The following is a 20,799-nucleotide window of genomic DNA, read 5'->3' on the forward strand; positions in this document are numbered from 1 at the left end:
GCTTGCGCTCTATCGGCATACGACGCCCTCCCCGCTTTCGTGCGGCATGCAGAGCGGCGTCGAGGGCCTGTCGCTGGAGGGCGGCGGGGCCGCCGGCGCGGACGGGGTCTGCGCAGCCGGCGGAGGCGGCGGAACGGGAGTGCCGACCGGTGCGGGCAGCGGTGCCGACGCCACTGGTGCGGGCTGCTGCGCCGCCGCGCGTGCCGGAGCCGCCCGGCGCGCCGGCGGGAGCGCCGCCGGGGCGGGCTCCGGATCGGACAGCACCGGCTCGAAACCGCCGGCCGCGACGGGATAGATGGGATCGCCCGGGCGGCCGAGCGTTTCCGACGGACCCGGTGGCTCCCCGTAGGGGTTCCACTGGTAGTTGTCGAAAAAGGCGTTGATGGAGAAGCCGTACATGGTGAGCAGAAGCTGCTCTTCGCTCTGGTTCGGCGCGCAAAGCCGCATGCGCAGCTGGATCGTGCCGCGCGCACGCAGGATCAGCGTCGCGTTGTCCATGCCGACGATGCGCTGCCAGGCGTAGAGGCATATGTCGCCGCTGCCGGCACGCCCCACCGCATAGGAAAATGTGCCGTAGCGGTTCTGGACATAGCTGGGCGACTGGCGCATGGGCACGCCGGGCATGGCGGCGGCGATTTCCTTGGCCACTTCGGATGCACGCAGCGGCCGGTCGTTCAGCGGGCTGTCTCCCATGCCGGGACCGGAATTGCCGACCGGACCGAAGAACTGAACCAGAAGGTAGTTTTCGCCGCTCTGGCCGCCCTGCGTCCCGAGCACGATGCGCTGCTCGGTGGCGTCCGTGTAACGCCGCTCGATGACGCTGACGACGGACGGCCCCCCCGGCGGCGGCAGGACGAAGGCGCCCTCCGGCGGCACGTAACGGTAGCTCGATGACAGGTCGGGTTGGCCCGTCATGCAACCCGCAAGCAGCATGCCCGCCACCGCCATGCATGAAAAGCGCAAAAGGGAACTCGGTGAGCGCGGCATGGGCACGAGGCTGAAACACTCCTGTCGATAGTGCCGGAACCATGGGAGATGGCTGCCGGCATATCGCAACCTGCCGCCGCTACCCCTTTCGGACATACGGAAAAGGCGGTAGGCCGGATGCGAACGAGAGTATTTATTCCGTTTCGGAGTCGTGACGTCCAGTTGCCGCGATTGTGCACAGGAAAAATACCAGTGGTTGTGTCTACGCAGCCACGTACAAATTTTACGCATCGTGCCCTTGCGTGCGTCCAATCGGTGTTTCCAAGCGCGGCGATGATTATGTAGTAGGGCAGATATCCGATGATCCGGGGCCCGTACGGCCCCCGTCGAATCGCAAGAAACGAGGTTCGAAAGGCAATGACGAGCAAGCTGCAACAATTGCGGGACATGACGGTGGTCGTGGCCGACACGGGCGACATCGAAGCCGTCCGACGCCTCAAACCCGTTGACTGCACCACCAACCCGACCCTCGTGCTGAAGGCCGTGGCGCTGCCGATGTTCGCCGAGAAGCTCGACGAGGCGGTGGCCTGGGGGCGCCAGCAATCGCTGGGCGCAGACGAGCGCGTCGTCGTCGTGGCCGACAGGCTGGCCGTCTCGGTCGGCGCGGCGCTGACCGAACTGGTGCCGGGGCGGGTATCCACCGAGGTGGATGCGGATCTGTCCTTCGACACGGAAGGGTCGGTCGCCAAGGCGCGGCAGATCATCGACGCCTACCAGGAGCGCGGCGTCGGCCGAGAGCGCATCCTGATCAAGCTGGCGGCGACCTGGGAAGGGATCCGCGCGGCGGAAATTCTGCAGCGCGAAGGAATCGACTGCAATCTGACGCTGATCTTCAACGAGGCGCAGGCCATCGCATGCGCCGATGCGGGCGTTTTCCTGATCTCGCCCTTCGTCGGCCGCATCCTGGACTGGCACGTCAAGCAGAGCGGCAAGACCTTCACGCCGGAAGAGGATCCGGGCGTGCAATCGGTGCGCAGCATCTATCGTTACTTCAAGGCGCACGGCATCAAGACGGTGGTGATGGGGGCTTCGTTCCGATCGGCCGGAGAGGTCGAGGCCCTGGCCGGCTGCGACCGCCTGACCATTTCGCCGGCCCTCCTGGACGAGCTGGACAAGGACGAAGGCACGCTGGAGCGTAAATTGTCGCCCGATGTCGGCGGCGCGGTGCCCGAACGCCGCTCCTTCGACGAGAAGGCGTTCCGCTGGGCGATGAACGAGGATGCGATGGCCACGGAAAAGCTTTCCGAAGGTATCCGCTCTTTCGCGGGCGACCTTGCCAACCTGCGTCGGCTCGTTGCCGAGCGCCTCGGCTGATGGTCGTCAGCGGAAGAGCGCGCGTAGCTCGTCTTCCTTGTCGTTGACGAGCCACCCGTAGTAATTTTCCTGCGGCAGCCGCTTCGGCTGCCGCGAGGCGGCCCTCTGCCGGTTGTCGCGCGCCAGTGTCGAGGCGCGGGCCACGGGGTTTCCGAGGTTGTAGAGCGTCGCGACGATGCCCGGATTCTTCGAGATATCGAAGCCGGCGATGCTGCGATACGCCGTGATGGACGATCGAATGACGGCCGCCATGTAGGCGAGCGTCTTGTCCGGATCCATGATGGCGGCATAGACCCCGGCGGCATCGGCCGGATCGAGCTCGGGATAGCCCGACACGCGGTGGACCACATCGGAAACCGACAATGCGGTCAGCGGGTTGAGCTGACCCAGGCCAAAAGTCTGCCCGGCATAATAGGGCTGGAAGAAGGTGGTGCCGAACCGCTGGTTCGGGTAGCTGCGCCCATCCACCGTCCGGCCGCGGAAATTGGCCTCGAACACGGTTTCCCGGCAATTCCACAGGGCCTCGTCGCTGCGCGACGCGTCGCAGGCGCGAAATTGCTCGCGTGACAGGAAGTCCGTCAGCTTTTCGCCCTTGTAGGCGAAGGTCAGCCCGGACTGGAGGTAGGATGTCGCCTTGACGTAATAGGTCTGCAGGCGATCCAGCGCATCGACATTGTAGGTATGTTCGCCCACCAGCGCACCGGCGATATGGACCGGGTCGATGGAGTAGCGCCGCGATACGGCGACGATCTTCGTGCGCAGGTCCTTGTCGTGCCTGAGAAGATCGTAGATGCGCTGGTACTTGGTATCGAAGGTCGTGCGCAACTGCCGCGTTCGGCTGTGGGAGCCGCCGGGCACGGCCGGTTGGCTGGCGTTGCGGTTGCCGGGCGGCACCAGATCCTGCGCCTTCGCGGCGCCTGCGGAAAGGCCGACCATAACGGCAAGGCAAAGGGAAAGCATGCCGGGAAGCCGACGCGTGAACCGAACCATCGCTGACATTATCCGGAAGATTGCAGGCGAGCCGGTCTGCGGCGCGCAACAAAAAGGGTGCGCGCTGAATAGCACGCACCCCCGGTTGGTACAATCGGAAGGTTAGTCTGCCGCCTTGCTGAGGCGGATGATGCTGCTGTCGCCACCGCCGCGCACCTCCGTGACGGCATAGACGGCGCCGTCCGGCCCGACGCGCACGTCGCGGATGCGCGCATCCAGCGGTACGCGTTCTTCGGACGCGACGCGGCCATTCTCCAGATGCAGCACCACCACGCCTTGCGAGACGAGACCACCGATCAGCATCGCGCCGTCCCATTCGGGAATGGCGTCGCCTTCATACAGGGCCATGCCCGACGGCCCGATGACGGGATCCCAGTAATAGACGGGTTGCTCCATGCCATCGGCGGCGGTCTGGCCTTCTCCGACTTCAGCGCCGGAATACTCCACGCCATAGGTTATGACGGGCCAACCGTAGTTCAGCCCAGCTTCGGGCATGTTCAGTTCGTCGCCGCCCTTCGGCCCGTGCTCGACGGTCCAGAGATTGCCTTCCTGGTCCAGTGCGGCCGATTGCAGGTTGCGATGGCCATAGGACCAGATCTCCGGCAATGCATCCGCCTGCCCGGCGAAGGGGTTGCCTTCCGCTGCCGCGCCGTCGGGGGTGATGCGGAACACCTTGCCGAGGCCGCTGGAGAGGTCCTGCGCCTGTACGCGGGGCTCCGGGTCGGACCGCTCGCCCACGGTGACGAACAGGTTGCCGTCCGGCGCGAAGACGAGGCGCGAGCCGAAATGCTTGTCGCCGTCATAGGTGGGCATCTGCTGGAAGATCACCTCGACATCCTCGAGGCTGGCCGTATCGCCGTCCTCCACCAGGCGCGCCTTGGCGACGCTGGTGCCGTTGCCGCCGTCGCGCGGTTCCGAAAAGGAGAAATAGATGGTCTGGTCGCTGGAGAATTGCGGGCTCAGCACGATGTCGAGAAGGCCGCCCTGGCCTGCCGAAGACACCTCGGGTACGCCGGCGATCGCCTCGCCCGCCTCGCCTTCGGACGTCACGATCATCATCTGGCCGTCCTTGGCGGAAACGAGCATGCGGCCATCGGGCAGGAATTCCATGGCCCAAAGATGCGGCAGGCCTTCGGCGACGACCTCGGTGACGATCTCCGGCGTCGCGCCGGGCTGCGGAGCCCGCGTCTGGTCGGTGCTGGCGGGCTGCTGGTCCGGGGCGTTGGGCGGGTTCGTCTCGACAGGCGCGCCGGCCGCTGCGGTTTCGCCGGTGGCCGGCGCCTGCCCTTCGACGTGGCCCAGGCCGGAATCGTTCGTCTGGGCGAAGGCCGCGCCCGTCAGAAGCGCGGTCGAAGCCAGAAGTGTCGTGAATCGCGTCATAGGAGTCCCGTTGTTCGATAAGTGATTGTGCTCGAATGACCTAATGAGAAAGGCGGCACTCCGTTTCCCGAGCACCGCCCATATCGCCTACACGTCGTGCACACTCATTCGTGAGTTGCGGCCATACCCGACCGACAGGTCAAAGGATGAAGCGCGACAGATCCGTATTGCCCGCGATGCCGTCGAGCGCCTTGTGGACATAGGCGGCATCCACGAGATGGCGCTCCCCGCCGCGGTCCGGGGCGTCGAAGGAGATCTCGTCCAGCACGCGCTCCATCACCGTCTGCAGGCGCCGCGCACCGATGTTCTCGACGCTCGCATTCAAGCTCACGGCGATATCGGCCAGGGCGTCGATCGCGTCGTCGGTGATCTCGAGATCGACATTCTCCGTCTTGAGCAAGGCCACATACTGCTTGATCAGCGAAGCTTCCGTCTCGGTCAGGATACGGCGGAAATCGTCCTTGGTGAGCGCCTGCAACTCGACGCGGATCGGAAGACGGCCCTGCAGCTCGGGAAGGAGGTCGGACGGCTTGGCCACGTGGAATGCGCCCGAGGCGATGAACAGGATATGATCCGTCTTCACCGGCCCGTGCTTGGTGGCGACCGTCGTGCCCTCCACCAGCGGCAGGAGGTCGCGCTGCACGCCTTCCCGGCTGACGCCGCCGCCCATGCCGTCCTGCCGGTTGGCCACCTTGTCGATCTCGTCCAGGAAGACGATGCCGTTGTTTTCGACGGCGGCGATGGCGTCGGCCACCAGCGCTTCATTGTCGAGCAGCTTGTCGGATTCCTCGTTGATCAGAAGGTCGTAGCTCTGGCGCACGGTCGTGTGCATCTGCTTGGTGCGGTTGCCCATGGCCTTGCCGAACATCTCGGACAGGTTCAGCACGCCGATGTTGGCGCCCGGCATGCCGGGGATGTCCATGCCGCCCATCGGGTTGGACGTATCGGCCACCTCGACGTCGATTTCCTTGTCATCGAGCTCGCCGGCGCGCAACCGCTTGCGGAAGCTGTCGCGGGTGGCCGGCGAGGCGGTCTTGCCCACCAGCGCATCGAGGACGCGCTCCTCGGCGCCGCGATGGGCTTTGGCGCGCACCTCCTCGCGCTTCCGGTCGCGCACGAGCACGATGCCGATCTCGACAAGGTCGCGGACGATCTGCTCGACGTCGCGGCCGACATAGCCGACCTCGGTAAACTTGGTCGCTTCCACCTTGATGAAGGGCGCGCCGGCCAGACGGGCCAGGCGCCGCGAAATCTCCGTCTTGCCGACGCCGGTGGGGCCGATCATCAGGATGTTCTTCGGCATCACCTCTTCGCGGAGCGAGCCTTCGAGCTGCTGCCTGCGCCAGCGATTGCGCAACGCAACGGCAACGGCGCGCTTGGCGTCGTTCTGGCCGATGATGTGGCGGTCGAGTTCGGAGACGATCTCGCGGGGTGAAAAGTCGGTCATGATCTTTCGCTTGTCCGGAAAATGAGATGGCCCGGCCGGGCCTGTCCCGACGACAGATGGGGACACGAACCGTATTTTGCCAATGGCGGGCCCGGCCCCCACCCAAAATGGCCTCAAAAAGCTGGGTATGAGCAGGCGGACGATGCGATGCCGATTCATTCGGCAGCCGATCGCGCCTAAGGTCAGACACTGGGGAAAAAAGGGAACTGGCATGCCGTTCGACGAAGGCAGGGCGTCAACCGCAGCGAGCCATGCGCTGTGCGACATGCTGGACATGCCGCGGCCATGGGCTGCCGCCGACGTGTCGCGCGTGCTCGGTCGGCTATGCCATGCCTACGGGTTCACCCATGGCGCCCTGTCCGTCTTCCACGGCACGGAAACGGGGCAGGGCGAATTGCGGGCCGTAGCCAGCAATTGGAGCGATCCGTTCCGCGACGGCTTCGAACGGCTCGGCCTCGGCCGCTATTCCCCGGTCATGCGTGCCCTGAGGGCCGATCCGTCGCCTTTCGTATGGGATATCGAAAGTCTCTTCGGCTACACGCCCGGCAGCGGCGAGCCGGCCGACGAGACGGTCAGCTTCCTCCTCTCGTGCGGGCACGTGCATGGCTTGTTCCTGCCCGTCCACGGCCCCGGCGGATTGCAGGGCGCCGGCGTCTTCGGCGGCACGCACCCCGTTCCGGACGAGGCGGCGCGCACCGGGCTGCATTGCCTGACGTTCACCCTGTTCGGCATCCTGTCGGCCTGCCGGCTGGAGGAGAACCGCTCCAACAACCCGCTGTCGCATCGCGAAATGGATTGCCTGCGGCTCGCCATGCTGGGCAAGACTTCGTCCGAGATCGGACACAGCCTCGGCGTCTCGGAGCATACGGTGTCGCAGCACCTGGCATCGGCGACCCGCAAGATGAACGCCGCCAACCGCACCCATGCGGTGGCCATGGCCGCGCAGCTCGGTTACCTCAGCTAACGTCCCGTCCCGCGGCTTTTCCGCAGGAGTTCGACGATCGCCTCCGCGCCGGCCGTCACGTCGTTCCAGGTGGTGTCGAAGCCGTCGGCGTCGCCGTAATACGGGTCCGCCACCGGCTCGCCGTGGCGCCCGGGAACATGGTCGAGCAGCATCGAAAGCTCAGCCGTCGCGTCCGAAGGCCGCATCTGCTCCAGGTCGACCAGATTGTCTTCGTCCAGCGCCACGACGTGAGTGAAGCGGCGGAAATCGTCCGGCGTGACGCGGCGCGCCCGTTTTGCCGACATGTCCAGCCCGACCTTGCGCGCCACGGCCTGGGCGCGCGGGTCGGGCGCGTAGCCGAGATGGTAGGTGCCGGTGCCGGCGGATTCGACGTCGACATCGAGTCCTTCGCGCGCCGCCGCCGCGCGGAAGGCGAACTCGGCCAGGGGCGAGCGGCAGATATTGCCGAGGCAGACGAACAGGACGGACGGGCGTTTCATGGATCAGATCTTCCGCAAGGCCACCTGCTCGACGCGATGCAGCCCGCCCTTGCGCAGGATCAGGTCCGCGCGCGGGCGTGTCGGCAGGATATTTTCATAGAGATTGCGCGCGTTGATGTTGCTCCACAGTCCTTCGGCGATCGCCAGGGCCTCGGCATCCGAGACCTTGGAATAGCGATGGAAGAACGAGCCCTCCTGCCGGAACGCCGTCTCCCGCAGCTTCATGAAGCGCGAGATGTACCAGCGGCGGAGGTCCGCCTCGTCGGCGTCGATGTAGATGGAATGGTCGAAGAAATCGGAGACGAAGGGCACTGCCTTGCCGTCCTTCGGCATCTCGCGCACCTGGAGGACGTTCAGCCCCTCGAAGATCAGGATGTCCGGTCGGTCGACCGTGATCGTTTCGCCCTTCATCACGTCGTAGTGGAAATGCGAATAGACGGGCGCCCGCACTTCCGGCGCACCGGCCTTGATGTCCGACAGGAAGCGCAGGATGGCGCCGACATCGTAGCTCTCCGGAAAGCCCTTGCGCTGCATGAGGCCCTCGGCCTCCAGCACCGCATTCGGGTAGAGGAAACCGTCGGTGGTTATCAGGTCCACCTTCGGCGAACTCGGCCAGCGGGCCAGCAATTCCTTCAGGATACGCGCCGTGGTCGACTTGCCCACCGACACGGACCCTGCGATCCCGATGATGAACGGGGTCTTGCGCAGCTCCGGGCGGCGCAGGAAGCGCTGCCGTTCGCGGAACAGGAGTTGCATCGCCTCGACATGCGAGGATAGCAGGCGCGAGATCGGCAGGTAGATGCGGGCTACTTCGTCGAGATCGACCGCATCGCCCATCGAGCGCAGCCGGTTCACCTCCTCGGCGGTCAGCGTCAGCCGCTCGTCGGCGCGGAACCCACCCCATTCCTGGGCCGAATAGAAGCGATAGGGAGACAGGCCCGACGGCGACATCTGGTCCATGGTCAGGTCGCGGCCCCGCGCGCGGCCTTTTCTTCCAGCCCGGTTTGGGCCGTGCGGCGGGCCAGCTCGGCCTCGACGGCCGCCAGCGGGATACCGCGCAGATGCAGCAGCACCATGAGGTGATAGAGGAGGTCGGCGGCCTCGCCCGTCAGCGCCTCGTCGCCTTCCCCGAGCGCCGCGATGACCGTTTCGACCGCCTCTTCGCCGAGCTTCTGCGCCACCTTCGGCATGCCCCGCGCCGCAAGCCTGGCGGTGTAGGAAGAGGGGTCGGCGCTCGATGCCCGCTCGCGGACGCGCGCCTCGAGGTCGCGCAGCGTGAAATCCGTCGTCATCGTCTCAGTGTCCGTCCAGGCGCATCGACAGGCCGGCCGCCGCCATATGGCGCTTTGCCTGGCCGATCGTATAGGTGCCGAAGTGGAAGATCGAGGCCGCAAGCACCGCCGTCGCATGCCCCTCGCGGATGCCGTCCACCAGATGGTCCAGCGTGCCGACCCCGCCGGAAGCGATCACCGGCACGCTCACCGCATCCGCTACGGCGCGGGTGAGGTCGATGTCGAAGCCGGCCTTGGTGCCGTCCCTATCCATCGAGGTCAAAAGCAGCTCTCCGGCGCCGAGCGCGGTGACGCGCCGCGCGAAGTCCACCGCGTCGATGCCGGTACGCTCGCGTCCGCCATGTGTAAAGATTTCCCAGCGTGGTGCCTCGCCGCCAACCGATACGCGCTTGGCGTCGATGGCGACGACGATGCACTGGTTGCCGAACTTGTCGGCTGCCTCGGCCACGAATTCGGGCCGCTTCACCGCCGCCGTGTTGATGGACACCTTGTCGGCGCCGGCCAGCAGCAGGCGGCGGATATCGGCCACCTCGCGCACGCCGCCGCCCACCGTCACCGGCATGAAGCAGGCCTCGGCGGTGCGCGCCACCACATCGTAAAGCGTGTCGCGGCCATCCGAAGAGGCGGTGATGTCGAGGAAGCAGAGCTCGTCCGCCCCGGCGGCGTCATAGGCGCGCGCGGCCTCGACCGGATCGCCCGCATCGACGAGGTCGATGAAATTGACGCCCTTGACGACGCGGCCGTCCTTGACGTCGAGGCAGGGGATGATCCGGCTTTTCAGGCTCACGTGGCGTGGGTTCCGCTTTCTGGTCTCCGTCCGGCCGCTTATGCGCCCTCCGGCCGGTTCACCGCAAGATGCGCAGGGCCTCGGCAACGTCGATACGCCCGTCATACAACGCCCGGCCCGAGATGGCTCCCTCCAGAACGGCGGCGTCCGGCGCGGCAAGGCGCTCGATATCGGCCATCGAGGCGAGGCCCCCGGAGGCGATGACGGGGATGCGCACCGTATTGGCGAGTTCGATCGTGGCCGGCCAGTTGATGCCGGCCAGGATGCCGTCTCGGTCGATGTCGGTGTAGATGATGGCCGATACGCCGGCATCCTCGAAGGCGCGCGCCAATGTCGTCACATCCAGCTCGGATGCCTCGGCCCAGCCCTCCACCGCCACCTTGCCGCCGCGGGCATCGATGCCGACGGCGATGCGGCCCGGAAACAGCCTTGCGGCTTCGCGCACCAGGTCCGGCCGGCGCACCGCAACGGTGCCCAGAATGACGCGCGACAAGCCGCGCGCCAGCCAGCCTTCCACGGCGTCGAGGCTGCGGATGCCCCCTCCGAGCTGCACCCGGACGTCGCCGTCCACGGCGGCCAGGATGGCGTCCACCGCCGCACCATTGACCGATCGCCCCTCGAAGGCGCCGTTCAGGTCCACGACATGGAGATGCGCGAAGCCCTGGTCGCGGAAGGCGCACGCCTGCGCGGCCGGATCGTCGTTATAGACGGTGGCCTCGTCCATGTGGCCGAGCTTCAGCCGCACACACTGTCCGTCCTTCAGGTCGATCGCCGGAAAAAGGTGAGGCATTCAGGGCTTCCAGGTCAGGAAATTGGCAATCAGCGCCAGGCCGAGGGCCTGGCTCTTTTCGGGATGGAACTGCGTTCCCGCCCTGTTGCCTTCGGCCACCATGGCCGTGACGGGGCCGCCATAATCGGCCGTGGCAACCACCTGCGAAGGCCTGGCGGGGACGAGGTGATAGGAATGCACGAAATAGGCGTGCAGGCCTTCGGGCCCTGTCGGTATGCCGGCCAGGAGGGCGTGTACGGACGACGCGTCGATCGTGTTCCAGCCGATCTGCGGGATCTTCAGCGTCGGATCGGCCGGCACGATGGGCTCCACATCGCCGGCGATCCAGCCGAGGCCCGGCGTGATGGTCTTTTCCAGGCCGCGTTCCGACATCAGCTGCATGCCGACACAGATGCCCAGGAACGGCTTCCCGCTCCTCTCGACCGCGTCGCGCAGGGCCTCGACCATGCCGGGCACCGCGTCGAGGCCGGCGCGGCAATCGGCATAGGCGCCGACGCCGGGAAGCACGATGCGGTCGGCGTCACGTACGCGCTCCGGCTCGTCGGTCAGGACGATCCGGGCGTCGATGCCGTTGTCGGATGCGGCCCGCTCGAAGGCCTTGGCCGCCGATCGGAGGTTGCCCGACCCGTAATCGATGATGGCGACGGTTTGCATGGCCGGTTCAGCCTCCGATCGGGTCGAGCAGCGTGCGCACCGCCCGCGACGCCTGTCGGCCGGCCGGCGTCAGCGCCATGCGCCGGACCGGCGCGGCATCCGCGGCGTTTTCCGCGTAGATCCGCTCCGCATCGTCGAGCCCGTCGGCGTTCAGGATCGCGGTTTCCGTATAGCCGAGACGCCTGAGCTTGGCGATGCGCCATGCCGGCCCCTCGAGCGCGACGAGAGCGCAGAGCGCCAGGATGGCGAATTGCCCATGGCCGGAGCCGACGGCGCGAAAGGCGAATGCCACCGCTGCCGATGCTGCGACGAAGCCGACCGTCGCCAGCCACAGGCGATGCCACAACAGCCAGACGAACGGAAAAAGGAAGGCCAGCCAGGAGAACCGGTCGCGGACGAAGACGGCTTCGGCCGCAGGCAGGCGCGACGGCGGATCCATGACAACGAAGCGCGTCATCTCAGGCAAGGACCCCCTTCGTGGAGGGGATCAGGTCGGCCTGTCGCGGATCGATGGCCAGCGCATCACCCAGCACGCGGGCGACCGCCTTGAAGCAGGTTTCCGCGATGTGATGTGCATTGTCGCCGTACAGCGTCTCGATATGCAGCGTCAGCCCGGCGTTCTGCGCCAGCGCCTGGAAGAACTCGCGAACGAGCTGCGTATCGAAGGTGCCGATCTTCTCGGCCGTGAACCGCGTACGGAACACCAGGAAGGGTCGACCGGAAACATCGACCGCCGCGCGCGTGAGGCATTCGTCCATGGCAAGGTCCAGCGAGGCATAGCGGCGGATGCCGCGCCGCTCTCCCATGGCCTTGCGCAGGGCCTGGCCGAGCGCGATGCCGACGTCCTCCACGGTATGGTGATCGTCGACATGCAGGTCGCCCTCGGCGGCCACGCTTATGTCCATCAGCGAATGGCGGGCGAGATGATCGAGCATGTGATCGAAGAAGCCGACGCCGGTGGCGACGTCCGCGCGCCCCTGCCCGTCGATCTCCACCCGAACGCGGATGGCCGTTTCCTTCGTCGTGCGCTCGATCGCTGAATCGCGCCGCCCGGCCGTGTCGCCCATGACCGCCTGTCCCTTACGCTGTTGATGGTCGATCCTGTAGGGCAAACTCGGCTGCGAGGAAACCCCGGCCGTGGGCGCCGGTTTGCGTGGGCCGTCGCCGCCACCCATATGAGCGGGCAAAGGGCCGCCCAGGCGGCGCAGGATACAAGGAATCGTCGATAATGAGTATGGAACAGCACGATCCGGCCAAGATGTACGGCACGACGATCGTGACGGTGCGCAAGGGCGGCAAGGTGGTCGTGGCGGGCGACGGGCAGGTGTCCCTGGGCAATACGGTCATGAAGGGCAATGCGCGCAAGGTGCGGCGCATCGGCAAGGGCGGGCAGGTGATCGCCGGCTTCGCCGGCGCCACCGCGGACGCCTTCACGCTGCTGGAGCGGTTGGAAGGCAAGCTGGAACAGTATCCCGACCAGCTCATGCGCGCCTGCGTGGAACTGGCGAAGGACTGGCGGACGGACCGCTACCTGCGGCGCCTGGAGGCCATGATGATCGTGGCCGACAAGAGTGTCACCCTGACGCTGACGGGCAATGGCGACGTGCTGGAGCCGGAAGGCGGCGTCATCGCCATCGGCTCGGGCGGCAACTACGCGCTGGCCGCGGCCCGGGCGCTGGCCGAGACGGATCTGTCGGCAGAGGATATCGCCCGGCGCGCCATGCGCATCGCCGCCGAAATCTGCATCTACACCAACGACAATGTCGTGCTGGAAAGCCTCGACGAGGCCTGAAAGAGAAAAGGCTGATTTCCGCATCGGAAATCAGTCTTTGAACGACCGGAGGCATAGGTGACGATTTGTACCGGACATGGGTAACATCTTTCGCTTTTCGCCTTCCTGGACAGTTTGGCGGCTGAGTTAAGCAAATCCCTGTTGTCGTACATGCCGCCTGCTTGATCATCAGATCATGGGGGCATGCCTCCCATGATCTGATTCCCGTTCCGCCGATAGGCCTCGACCGGCGTTCTACCGGCAAGGCTCGAGTGCGGACGCTGGGTGTTGTAATAGGTGATCCACCGACCAAGACCACACTGGCGTCGCGCTCCTGGCTCAGCCACGCGTCAGAGTCGACAAGCCAATGCCGAGATCCTCCGCAATCTCCCGCCGTGTCCGGCCGCTGCTCAATGCCAGCCGCACAGCACTGCCTCACGCCGAAACTCCGGCGTCGGTCTGTTCCCGTTGCCCATAGAACACCTCGTGGTTCCTCAGTTGGTGCTCTCCACATTTTCCGGGCAAGTCCATCCCGGTTCGCATACAAGCACAAATCCGTATGCCTAACGATCAGAGCTGCGCAGTCTATCAATCTCTCGACCGCCTGCTGGGTCGCGCAGGCGGAACAGGATTCGCCGGCCGTGGTCGGGCCGCGTAACACGGCGCGCGATTGCTCCTCATAATCAATTTGGCTATGAAGTCCGTGAACTGCTTTGCTGGAGTACCATGGACGCTTCGCTTCACTCAAAGTCTGACGCACAGGGCCCGTCAGTGCTTGACCGCTCTCTGCTCGTCAGCTTGATCGTCGTATTCGACGAGGTGTCGGCAGCTTTGGAGGGGGATATAAAGCGGGCGGCAAGCACTTTGCGGGAGCGGCACGCCTTCTTCGAACTCCTTCTGATTGGAAACGGAGATATCTCGCTTACGCAGTGCTTGGTGCGCTCGCTGAGCTTCGAGGTGCCTCATGTTCGCTTCCTACAAGTCGCAGACGCGGGCGATTTCGATCGCGCGGCTATGCATGGCTATCATGAATGCATCGGGGATGTTGTGATTCTGTCTTCGTCCGACGAGATCGGAGCAATTGATCTCGCCATCGTTCTCGAAAAGCTGAGTTCGGGCGCCGAATTGGTACGTCTTCGCCGGAAGCGCAGTTCCCTGATAGAGCGGACGAGCTCTTGGCTTGTGCGCGGCCTTACGGGGCTCGAGGTGGATACGCGGTTTCAGCGCACACTCGGTGTCGGCCGCCAGTTCCTAGGGGAGATGCTCGCCTATCCAGAGGAACTGCATCTCTTCCGCTTCACCGTGCATGGGCATTCACGCACCCGCGTCGTCATCGAGACGCACACGGCGCCCTCGCGCTCGGATGTCTCACTCATTCTGCGACGCGTTGACCTCGTTGCGAGGCTCATCGCGACTTCGGCTCCACGCCTCCTGCGGGCCGCCAGCATCGCATGTCTTGTCCTCTCCGCCTTAGCGCTTCTCTCCCTCCTCTACGTCGTCGGCGTCTGGCTGCTCCGCAATGAGATCGCCGAAGGGTGGACGACGATGTTTTCGTTTCTCGCCGGCTGGATGTTCGTCCAGTCGGCCGCATCCGCCATTTTGTGCCTCGGTCTCTCTAGGCTCCTCGATCGTCAGGAGCGATCGCGTCCGCCCCGCCTGATTAAAGATGTCACGGTAAGCGATCTGTTTTCTGATACGAGCTTTCTTAACGTAGAAGGCGGGCACGAACATTGATCAGCCTAGACAGCCCGCAGGATATTTTAGTGAAAGCTGAAGACGTGCGACCCCGAAGCGTACCTGCACACGAGGTTCGAAGCCTGGCGGACCGCAAAACGCGGTTCTGCATTGTGGTTCCGGTGATCAATGAGGGTGAGCGCATCGCCAGGCAACTGCGCCGAATGCACGAACACGGCCTTAACAGCATCTGCGACATCATCATCGCCGATGGAGGATCTAGCGATGGTTCGCTCACCGAGCCGCTCTTGGCCGAGACGGGCGTGCGGGCGCTCCTGACCAAGACCGGGCCAGGTAAGCTCTCCGCGCAATTGCGCATGGGCTATGCCTATGCCCTCGATGAAGGCTACGAAGGTATTGTCACCATCGACGGCAACGGCAAGGACTCTGTAGAATCGGTCCCGCTCTTTGTGCAGGCCCTGGAGGAGGGAGTCGATTACGCGCAGGCCTCGCGCTTTTTGCCGGGTGGCGGCGCGGTGAACACACCTTGGCTACGAACTCTCGGCATCGTTCTGGTGCATGCTCCGATTTTAAGCCTCGCCGCCCGGCGCAGGTTCACAGATACCACACAGGGCTTTCGAGCCTACAGCGCGCGATATCTATCGCATCCGAAGGTGCAACCCTTCCGCGACGTCTTTCAGACCTATGAGCTTCTGGCGTATCTCACGGTGCGTGCGCCCCAGTTGGGACTAAGGACGCAGGAAATCCCGACAACGAGATCGTACCCCTGCGACGGCCCTATGCCGACCAAGCTCAATGGGCTGGGCAATTTAGCGCTGATCCGCATTCTGTTCACGACCCTTGCTGGACGTTACGCACCCTGATGGAGATCGTGAACACCCCGTCTTTTTCTGTCTATGATGCGATTATCATCGGAGCAGGGTTTTATGGCTGCGCACTGGCAGTCCATCTGGCGGAAGCAGGCTGCCGAGTCCTTGTCTGCGACGCCGGGCAAGCGCCCTTCGAGCGCGCGTCCGCAGTCAACCAAGCGCGTGTCCACACAGGTTTTCATTATCCCCGCAGCTTCTCGACAGCTCTTCGCTCGCGACACAATTTCGAACGCTTCGCGGACGAATTCGCACCCGCCATACGACGCGACTTCAGGATGCTCTACGCCATCGCGCGCTACCGCAGCAAAGTAAACGCTCGTCGTTTCGAAGGCATGTTCAACTCCATGCAGGCTCCGTTCGAGAGGGCGTCGCCTATAGAGCGAGCCCTATTCTCCTCCGATTTTATCGAGGAAGTCTTTGCGTGCACTGAATACGCCTTCGACTATACAATCCTTCGCGATATCCTCTTCGAACGGCTCCGCAAGCTGCCGGTAGAGCTGTGCCTACGCACGCAGGCCGAGCGATTGGAACCCTTCGGCAGTGCCATCGAGCTAAAATTCCGCAGCGGTCGAACGGCGAGCGCTCCACGCGTCTTCAACATCACCTATTCGCAGATCAACCACGTACTGAGAGCAAGCGGTATTGCGCCAATTCGGTTGAAGCATGAACTTGTTGAGATCGCGCTCATTGATCCGCCGCGAACGATTGATGGAATTGCCGCCACCGTCATGGACGGGCCGTTCTTCTCCACCATGCCCTACCCCTCCGCGAAGGCCTATTCCCTTACACACGTACGCTATACCCCCCATTTCGCTTGGACAGATCGGGCGACGGGCCCGTCGGCCTACGCGATAGGCGAGCAACTACCTCGCCGGACGCGGTGGCGGCACATGATCAACGACTCAAGTCGATACATGCCGACGCTGAAGGATGCGACATGGCGTCGATCCCTTTTCGAAATCAAGACAGTTCCCGTCCGCAACGAACATGATGACGGCCGACCAATTCTCTTGCAGAACCATAAGGAAGTTCCCGGACTCTGGTCTGTTCTTGGCAGCAAGATCGACAACATCTACGATCTCTTTGAAGCTGTTGGTTGAGGTGCACGGGTTAATGATCGCGAACGCTCAGACGACAGCCGCTGGCCGTAATTCCTTCTTTCGCTTCTTCGTGGCTAGTCTTCTCGGGCTTTCATTCGACATCGCGCTCGCGGCCGTCGTTCATCACGTCTTTGCCTTACCACTTATAGTATCTGCTTCGGTATCGCTTCTGTGCGCAGCCGTCCTGATGTACTTCGTGCATGAATTCTGGACGTTCCGGTCGAGCGCGGGAAGCTTCTCCGCCACCCGGCTTTCCGGAACCGTCATGTCGGCATTACTGGCGCTCGCCTCTCGCAGCATTAGCCTTCTAGTCACCTCGCAATGGCTTGGCTTGGGCGACCAGTTCGCGCTTGTGCAACTAGTTTCCGCGACCGGCATCTCCTTCGTTCTCAACTATGTCGTCGTTCGCTGGATCATGTCTGATCAGTCGTGATCTGGTCACCTTTGGTATCAACCCCTTCTCGCATGGAGCTGTTCCTTGCCCTCCAAACGCGCTCTTATTGGCCACACGGGCTTTGTTGGTTCCCAGCTAAAGCGTGACGGGGCCTTTACGCATCTCTTCAACTCATCGAACTTTCAAGATATGGCTGGAGAAGAGTTCGATGAGGTCGTCTGTGCAGGCGTCTCCGCGATTAAATGGCTAGCCAATAAGGAGCCGGAAAAGGACTGGCGAGACATCGCCGTACTCCTTGACACGCTCACCACTGTCACATCAAAACGTTTCACCCTCGTTTCGACCATCGACGTCTATCCCGATCCTTGTCTAGCGGTCTGCGAAAGCCACGTTCCCGCTTCTGAGGATGGGCAGCCCTACGGGCGTCATCGCCTTGAGGTGGAGCAGTTCGTGAGAATGCACTTCAATGATGTCCTCGTTGTGCGCTTGCCGGCTCTTTTTGGGAAGGGCCTGAAGAAGAATGTGATTTACGACCTCCTGACCAACAACCAGACGGACAGGATCGTTCCGAACGCAGTCTTCCAATGGTATCCTCTCGCTCGCCTGACAGCAGATCTAGAGGTTGCCCGAGAGGCGGGCCTTACGCTCGTTAATTTGTTTCCTGAGCCCATCTCGAACGAGCGCATCGTGGGCGAGCTTTTCCCCGGCGCCGTCATAGGACCCGCAGCGTATCCGGCCCCGCGCTACGATCTGACGACGCAGCATTCGGCCTTGTTCGGCGCCACCGCTCCCTACCGGCTGTCGGCCAACGAGGTGATGGCAGAGCTGTACGAGTTCGTCACGATGGCCCGCCGCGATCCTGAAACGATGCTTGCATGACGCCCAGACGCTCAATCTCTAATATAGCGTGGCCAGCTAAGTGCGATGAGGACGCCATCGCTCTCGTGCAGAGGCTCGGGTTTGAGGGGGTTGAGCTTGCGCCCTCCAAAGTCTTCGGGCCGCTTGACGCAGTCGTGACGGCGGATCTTCGTGCCTATCGGTGTCACTTGGCCTCTCGTGGTCTTGCTATCCCGGCGCTCCAGGCAATCCTCTTCGGTATAAGCGATGCCCATCTCTTCGCCGGGCCAGCGATGCGGAAGACCCTGGCAAGTCATCTTGGTCGTGTTGCGGAGGTTGCCGGCGAACTCGGCGCCGGCGCCTGCGTCTTCGGTTCGCCTGGCCTTCGCGATCCCGGTATGCTGGGCTTCGAGGAGGCAGAGGCGATCGCCGCCGAGTTCTTCGCCGAACTTGCTCCCAAATTCGCATCCCACGGTACGGTCCTGGCTTTCGAAGCGAATCCGCCCGTGTACGGCTGCCGTTTCGTAACGCGGACGCTCGAGGCCATTGAACTCGTGGAGCGCGTCGAAACGGCGGGCTTCGGACTTCAGCTCGACACCGGCACAGTATTCACCAACGGGGAGGACATGGACGTCACGGAGCAGGCAGCGCGCCTTTGCGTCCATTGCCATTTGAGCGAAGAGGGCCTTGGTCCGGTCGACCCGGCTCGTCGCGACTACGAACCGGCGTTCCGGGCTTTAGAGCGCGGCGGCTATCGTGGTTGGGTGTCCATCGAGATGCGCGCGCAATCGGACTGGCGCCGAGCGATCGAGCTCGCCGCGCAAGCCTTACTGGGCGAAACTCGTAAATGACATGCTCGATGCTCTACGGTGAAGATTCGCTTATCATGATACGATAGATCCAGGATCATTTCGTGACCCGAATTCATAAATCAGTAGCGGACCGCTACGCGCTTATTTGCGCATTAGCCGTCCTGATCATCTATACTATAATCCTCCTCCACAAGCCGTGGGCGTTAATCACTACTTTCGCCCACGATGATGCTCTCTACACGGGTATCGCACGTTCTCTTTTGGACGGAGAATGGCTCGGGACCTACAACGATCGCATCCTCGCAAAACCGCCCGGCTTTTCATTTTTCATCGCTGCGACGTCCGTTGTCGGACTGCCTTTCCATATTGCGGTCGCGATTTTTAACGCGGCTGCAACAGCCTTCCTAGCGTGGTCTGTCCTAAGGTTGACAGACTCGCGCGTCGCAACCGTCGCCGTTTTCGCGTTGGTTTTGTTGTCGCCACAGTACTTTATGCTTGACCGAGTTTTAAGAGAGACGATCTACCCCGCTCAAGTCTGCCTATTTCTTGGGATCATCATCTTCTGGATGACGTCCAAGACTAATCTTCGCTGGGGTGCCGCCAGTGGCCTCACCTTTGGGTGGCTTTGGATTACCCGTGAAGACGGTATATGGTTGATACCCGGCGTGCTCATGACGCTTACCTTGGCCGAGAAGTCAGTGGCCGCTAAACTAAAGACGAGTTTAGCTTTTGGGACTGCTTTTGCGATTATTATTTTGTCACTCGGTTATCTCAATTATTCGTATTACGGTCGCTGGACCATCGCAGAGATCAAAGACCCCACCTTCGTCGGGATGATCTCCGCAACGCAATCGGTTAGCGGAGACAGCCCAATACCGGGGGTGGCAGTTCCACGTGCCACTCGCGCTCGCCTCTACGAAGTCAGTCCGCGCTTCGCGACGCTACGTCCATTTCTTGACAGCCCACATTTTTTCGATTTTGCCTGCGCACAAACGCCTGAGCGTTGCGGCGAGATAGGCAACGGCTGGTGGCATTGGGCTGTGCGCTATGCCGCTTGGCAAAGTGGAATTCACAAAAGTGCGGGAGAAGCCGCCGAGTTCTATGATCAGGTTCGCTTAGACATCGAGACGGCTTGTGAGGACGGGCGCCTCAGCTGTCACAGAAGGATCGTTAAGTCCCTTCCGACCATGAGTATTGAAGACGTATGGCAAATGCCGTCATACATGCTGCGCTTACTACGCAACGTATTCCTGATCGATCGCATCGTCCTGACACCAGAATTGAGCGGCGGTGCCGAACCGGCCCTCAGCAATATGTATGGTACACTCCAGCGTCCCCCCACGTTCCAGTCGCCCGAGTTTATATCCACATTCTTAATCGATCGCGAAGCCTATCAAGCAGGATCTGTCGCCACTTTCGTCCAGTATGTCGTAGACATTTACCGATTTGCCTTCATTGCAATCTTGCTGCTTGTGGTTATGGCAGCAACGCGGCGACTTTTTGAGTTTCGAACGCCACGTTTTAATACGGTCGAGCGAATTGTATTGATTTCTCTCGTGTTTGCCGGAACAAGGTTGGCTTTGCTGGCGATCGTCGGCACCACAAGCTTCAGTACCAGTAATGCAGTTTATCTAGGACCGGTATATCATCTTACGGCTTTTACGATGATCCTTTTCGCATACTGGATAGGATCAGGTGGAGATTCGTCAACTTAAAATTTCGCAAGCTGATGATCTGCCACTGAACTTTCATTCGGCGGCGATTGGAGCCTCGTCTCTTTCTGCTACGCCGTAGGGCGCGGGTTGAGCAACCGGCGAAGGCGCGGAGCCATCCGATAGCGGAGCGCCGGAGCCGGTTGCCGTGATCATCTTGGCGAAGTCCGTCGGCGTCAGGTAGCCGAGCGAGGAGTGTGGCCGCCACGTGTTGAAGTCCTGGACCCAGGCGGCGATTAGCTTGCGGGCAACACGACGGCCTGAGATCGAGGTATCGGGGATCGCTGCGAGGCACTCGCGCGTGACGTCATCAGCGATGTTCAGCACGCGGAAGCGTCGCCCGCAGGCGAACTGGTCGTGCCGAAGTCCAACGACCAGCGAGCGTTTGGCCTAGAGCAGATTCGACTTATTCCGGGTCATATCCTGCGGCTTCGAAATAGTGTTGGCATTCCTCTGGCATGAAGGCGGAGAGGCATCTGACGACGACTGACCAGAGTTCATCGACGGTTCTGGCGGCGGCCTTTC

Annotated in this window: 23 protein-coding genes and 1 pseudogene; 10 read left to right on the forward strand and 14 right to left on the reverse strand. The window is 63.0% G+C overall.

Features of this window, described 5'->3' with window-relative positions:
- Positions 1-9 precede the first annotated feature (9 nt).
- A complete protein-coding gene (gene bcsN / locus NDN16_RS20105) occupies positions 10-933 on the reverse strand; it encodes a cellulose biosynthesis protein BcsN (protein WP_251115239.1) in 924 nt (307 codons plus the stop codon).
- A gap of 411 nt (positions 934-1,344) precedes the next feature.
- Between bcsN and tal the strand changes: the two genes are divergently transcribed.
- Positions 1,345-2,301: a transaldolase gene (gene tal / locus NDN16_RS20110; protein WP_251115240.1), complete on the forward strand. Its 957-nt coding sequence runs from the start codon at positions 1,345-1,347 to the stop codon at positions 2,299-2,301.
- A 6-nt stretch (positions 2,302-2,307) separates the two neighbouring features.
- Here the strand turns inward: tal and NDN16_RS20115 are convergent, their stop codons facing one another.
- The 3 genes from NDN16_RS20115 to hslU all read right to left on the reverse strand — a co-directional run bounded on the left by NDN16_RS20115 (position 2,308) and on the right by hslU (position 6,118).
- Positions 2,308-3,291, reverse strand: coding sequence for a DUF1402 family protein (locus NDN16_RS20115; RefSeq protein ID WP_251115241.1), 984 nt, complete (start codon positions 3,289-3,291; stop codon positions 2,308-2,310).
- Between the two features lie 102 nt (positions 3,292-3,393).
- Entirely contained in the window at positions 3,394-4,671 is a 1,278-nt protein-coding gene (locus tag NDN16_RS20120) for a PQQ-dependent sugar dehydrogenase (RefSeq protein WP_251115242.1), read from the reverse strand.
- Between the two features lie 139 nt (positions 4,672-4,810).
- Positions 4,811-6,118: an ATP-dependent protease ATPase subunit HslU gene (gene hslU / locus NDN16_RS20125; RefSeq protein WP_251115243.1), complete on the reverse strand. Its 1,308-nt coding sequence runs from the start codon at positions 6,116-6,118 to the stop codon at positions 4,811-4,813.
- Positions 6,119-6,329: 211 nt separating this feature from the next.
- On the opposite strand from hslU, the gene NDN16_RS20130 reads away from it, so the two are divergent.
- The gene (locus NDN16_RS20130) at positions 6,330-7,082 is read left to right on the forward strand and encodes a helix-turn-helix transcriptional regulator (protein WP_251115244.1); all 753 of its coding nucleotides are present in this window, start codon (positions 6,330-6,332) and stop codon (positions 7,080-7,082) included.
- Here NDN16_RS20130 and NDN16_RS20135 read toward each other — a convergent pair.
- The 8 genes from NDN16_RS20135 to hisB are packed head-to-tail and all read right to left on the reverse strand — an operon-like array spanning position 7,079 to position 12,151.
- Positions 7,079-7,561, reverse strand: a complete 483-nt coding sequence (locus tag NDN16_RS20135) for a low molecular weight protein-tyrosine-phosphatase (RefSeq protein WP_251115245.1) — start codon at positions 7,559-7,561, stop codon at positions 7,079-7,081. The two genes, NDN16_RS20130 and NDN16_RS20135, sit on opposite strands and share 4 nt — an antisense overlap.
- Before the next feature lie 3 nt (positions 7,562-7,564).
- Positions 7,565-8,521, reverse strand: coding sequence for a type I pantothenate kinase (coaA, locus tag NDN16_RS20140; protein WP_251115246.1), 957 nt, complete (start codon positions 8,519-8,521; stop codon positions 7,565-7,567).
- A gap of 2 nt (positions 8,522-8,523) precedes the next feature.
- A complete protein-coding gene (locus NDN16_RS20145) occupies positions 8,524-8,853 on the reverse strand; it encodes a phosphoribosyl-ATP diphosphatase (RefSeq protein WP_251115247.1) in 330 nt (109 codons plus the stop codon).
- Positions 8,854-8,857: 4 nt separating this feature from the next.
- Positions 8,858-9,640: an imidazole glycerol phosphate synthase subunit HisF gene (hisF, locus tag NDN16_RS20150; RefSeq protein ID WP_251115248.1), complete on the reverse strand. Its 783-nt coding sequence runs from the start codon at positions 9,638-9,640 to the stop codon at positions 8,858-8,860.
- A gap of 58 nt (positions 9,641-9,698) precedes the next feature.
- On the reverse strand, positions 9,699-10,430 hold the full coding sequence (gene hisA / locus NDN16_RS20155) for a 1-(5-phosphoribosyl)-5-[(5-phosphoribosylamino)methylideneamino]imidazole-4-carboxamide isomerase (RefSeq protein ID WP_251115249.1): 732 nt from the start codon (positions 10,428-10,430) through the stop codon (positions 9,699-9,701).
- Positions 10,431-11,084, reverse strand: coding sequence for an imidazole glycerol phosphate synthase subunit HisH (hisH, locus tag NDN16_RS20160; RefSeq protein ID WP_251115250.1), 654 nt, complete (start codon positions 11,082-11,084; stop codon positions 10,431-10,433). It lies immediately after the preceding gene.
- A 7-nt stretch (positions 11,085-11,091) separates the two neighbouring features.
- The gene (locus NDN16_RS20165) at positions 11,092-11,541 is read right to left on the reverse strand and encodes a DUF2628 domain-containing protein (protein ID WP_251115251.1); all 450 of its coding nucleotides are present in this window, start codon (positions 11,539-11,541) and stop codon (positions 11,092-11,094) included.
- Position 11,542: 1 nt separating this feature from the next.
- Positions 11,543-12,151, reverse strand: coding sequence for an imidazoleglycerol-phosphate dehydratase HisB (gene hisB / locus NDN16_RS20170; protein ID WP_251115252.1), 609 nt, complete (start codon positions 12,149-12,151; stop codon positions 11,543-11,545).
- A gap of 167 nt (positions 12,152-12,318) precedes the next feature.
- On the opposite strand from hisB, the gene hslV reads away from it, so the two are divergent.
- Positions 12,319-12,876, forward strand: a complete 558-nt coding sequence (gene hslV, locus NDN16_RS20175; RefSeq protein WP_251115263.1) for an ATP-dependent protease subunit HslV — start codon at positions 12,319-12,321, stop codon at positions 12,874-12,876.
- A gap of 173 nt (positions 12,877-13,049) precedes the next feature.
- Here the strand turns inward: hslV and NDN16_RS20180 are convergent, their stop codons facing one another.
- A complete protein-coding gene (locus NDN16_RS20180; protein ID WP_435301141.1) occupies positions 13,050-13,202 on the reverse strand; it encodes an integrase core domain-containing protein in 153 nt (50 codons plus the stop codon).
- Positions 13,203-13,581: 379 nt separating this feature from the next.
- Between NDN16_RS20180 and NDN16_RS20185 the strand changes: the two genes are divergently transcribed.
- The 7 genes from NDN16_RS20185 to NDN16_RS20215 all read left to right on the forward strand — a co-directional run bounded on the left by NDN16_RS20185 (position 13,582) and on the right by NDN16_RS20215 (position 20,277).
- Entirely contained in the window at positions 13,582-14,589 is a 1,008-nt protein-coding gene (locus tag NDN16_RS20185; protein ID WP_251115253.1) for a glucosyl transferase, read from the forward strand.
- Entirely contained in the window at positions 14,586-15,413 is an 828-nt protein-coding gene (locus NDN16_RS20190; RefSeq protein ID WP_251115254.1) for a glycosyltransferase family 2 protein, read from the forward strand. The genes NDN16_RS20185 and NDN16_RS20190 overlap by 4 nt, the downstream gene beginning before the upstream one ends.
- On the forward strand, positions 15,413-16,519 hold the full coding sequence (locus NDN16_RS20195) for an FAD-dependent oxidoreductase (protein WP_251115255.1): 1,107 nt from the start codon (positions 15,413-15,415) through the stop codon (positions 16,517-16,519). The genes NDN16_RS20190 and NDN16_RS20195 overlap by 1 nt, the downstream gene beginning before the upstream one ends.
- Positions 16,520-16,532: 13 nt before the next feature.
- A complete protein-coding gene (locus tag NDN16_RS20200) occupies positions 16,533-16,952 on the forward strand; it encodes a GtrA family protein (RefSeq protein WP_251115256.1) in 420 nt (139 codons plus the stop codon).
- A 45-nt stretch (positions 16,953-16,997) separates the two neighbouring features.
- Entirely contained in the window at positions 16,998-17,792 is a 795-nt protein-coding gene (locus tag NDN16_RS20205; RefSeq protein ID WP_251115257.1) for an NAD(P)-dependent oxidoreductase, read from the forward strand.
- Positions 17,789-18,601, forward strand: a complete 813-nt coding sequence (locus NDN16_RS20210; protein WP_251115258.1) for a sugar phosphate isomerase/epimerase family protein — start codon at positions 17,789-17,791, stop codon at positions 18,599-18,601. The genes NDN16_RS20205 and NDN16_RS20210 overlap by 4 nt, the downstream gene beginning before the upstream one ends.
- Before the next feature lie 62 nt (positions 18,602-18,663).
- Positions 18,664-20,277, forward strand: coding sequence for a hypothetical protein (locus NDN16_RS20215; RefSeq protein ID WP_251115259.1), 1,614 nt, complete (start codon positions 18,664-18,666; stop codon positions 20,275-20,277).
- 33 nt (positions 20,278-20,310) lie between these two features.
- Here NDN16_RS20215 and NDN16_RS20220 read toward each other — a convergent pair.
- Positions 20,311-20,669 (reverse strand): annotated as a pseudogene (locus NDN16_RS20220) (integrase core domain-containing protein); the annotation flags it as partial.
- Positions 20,670-20,799 lie beyond the last annotated feature (130 nt).

Source organism: Aureimonas altamirensis (assembly GCF_023702225.1).
GTDB classification, from domain to species: Bacteria; Pseudomonadota; Alphaproteobacteria; order Rhizobiales; family Rhizobiaceae; genus Aureimonas; species Aureimonas altamirensis_B.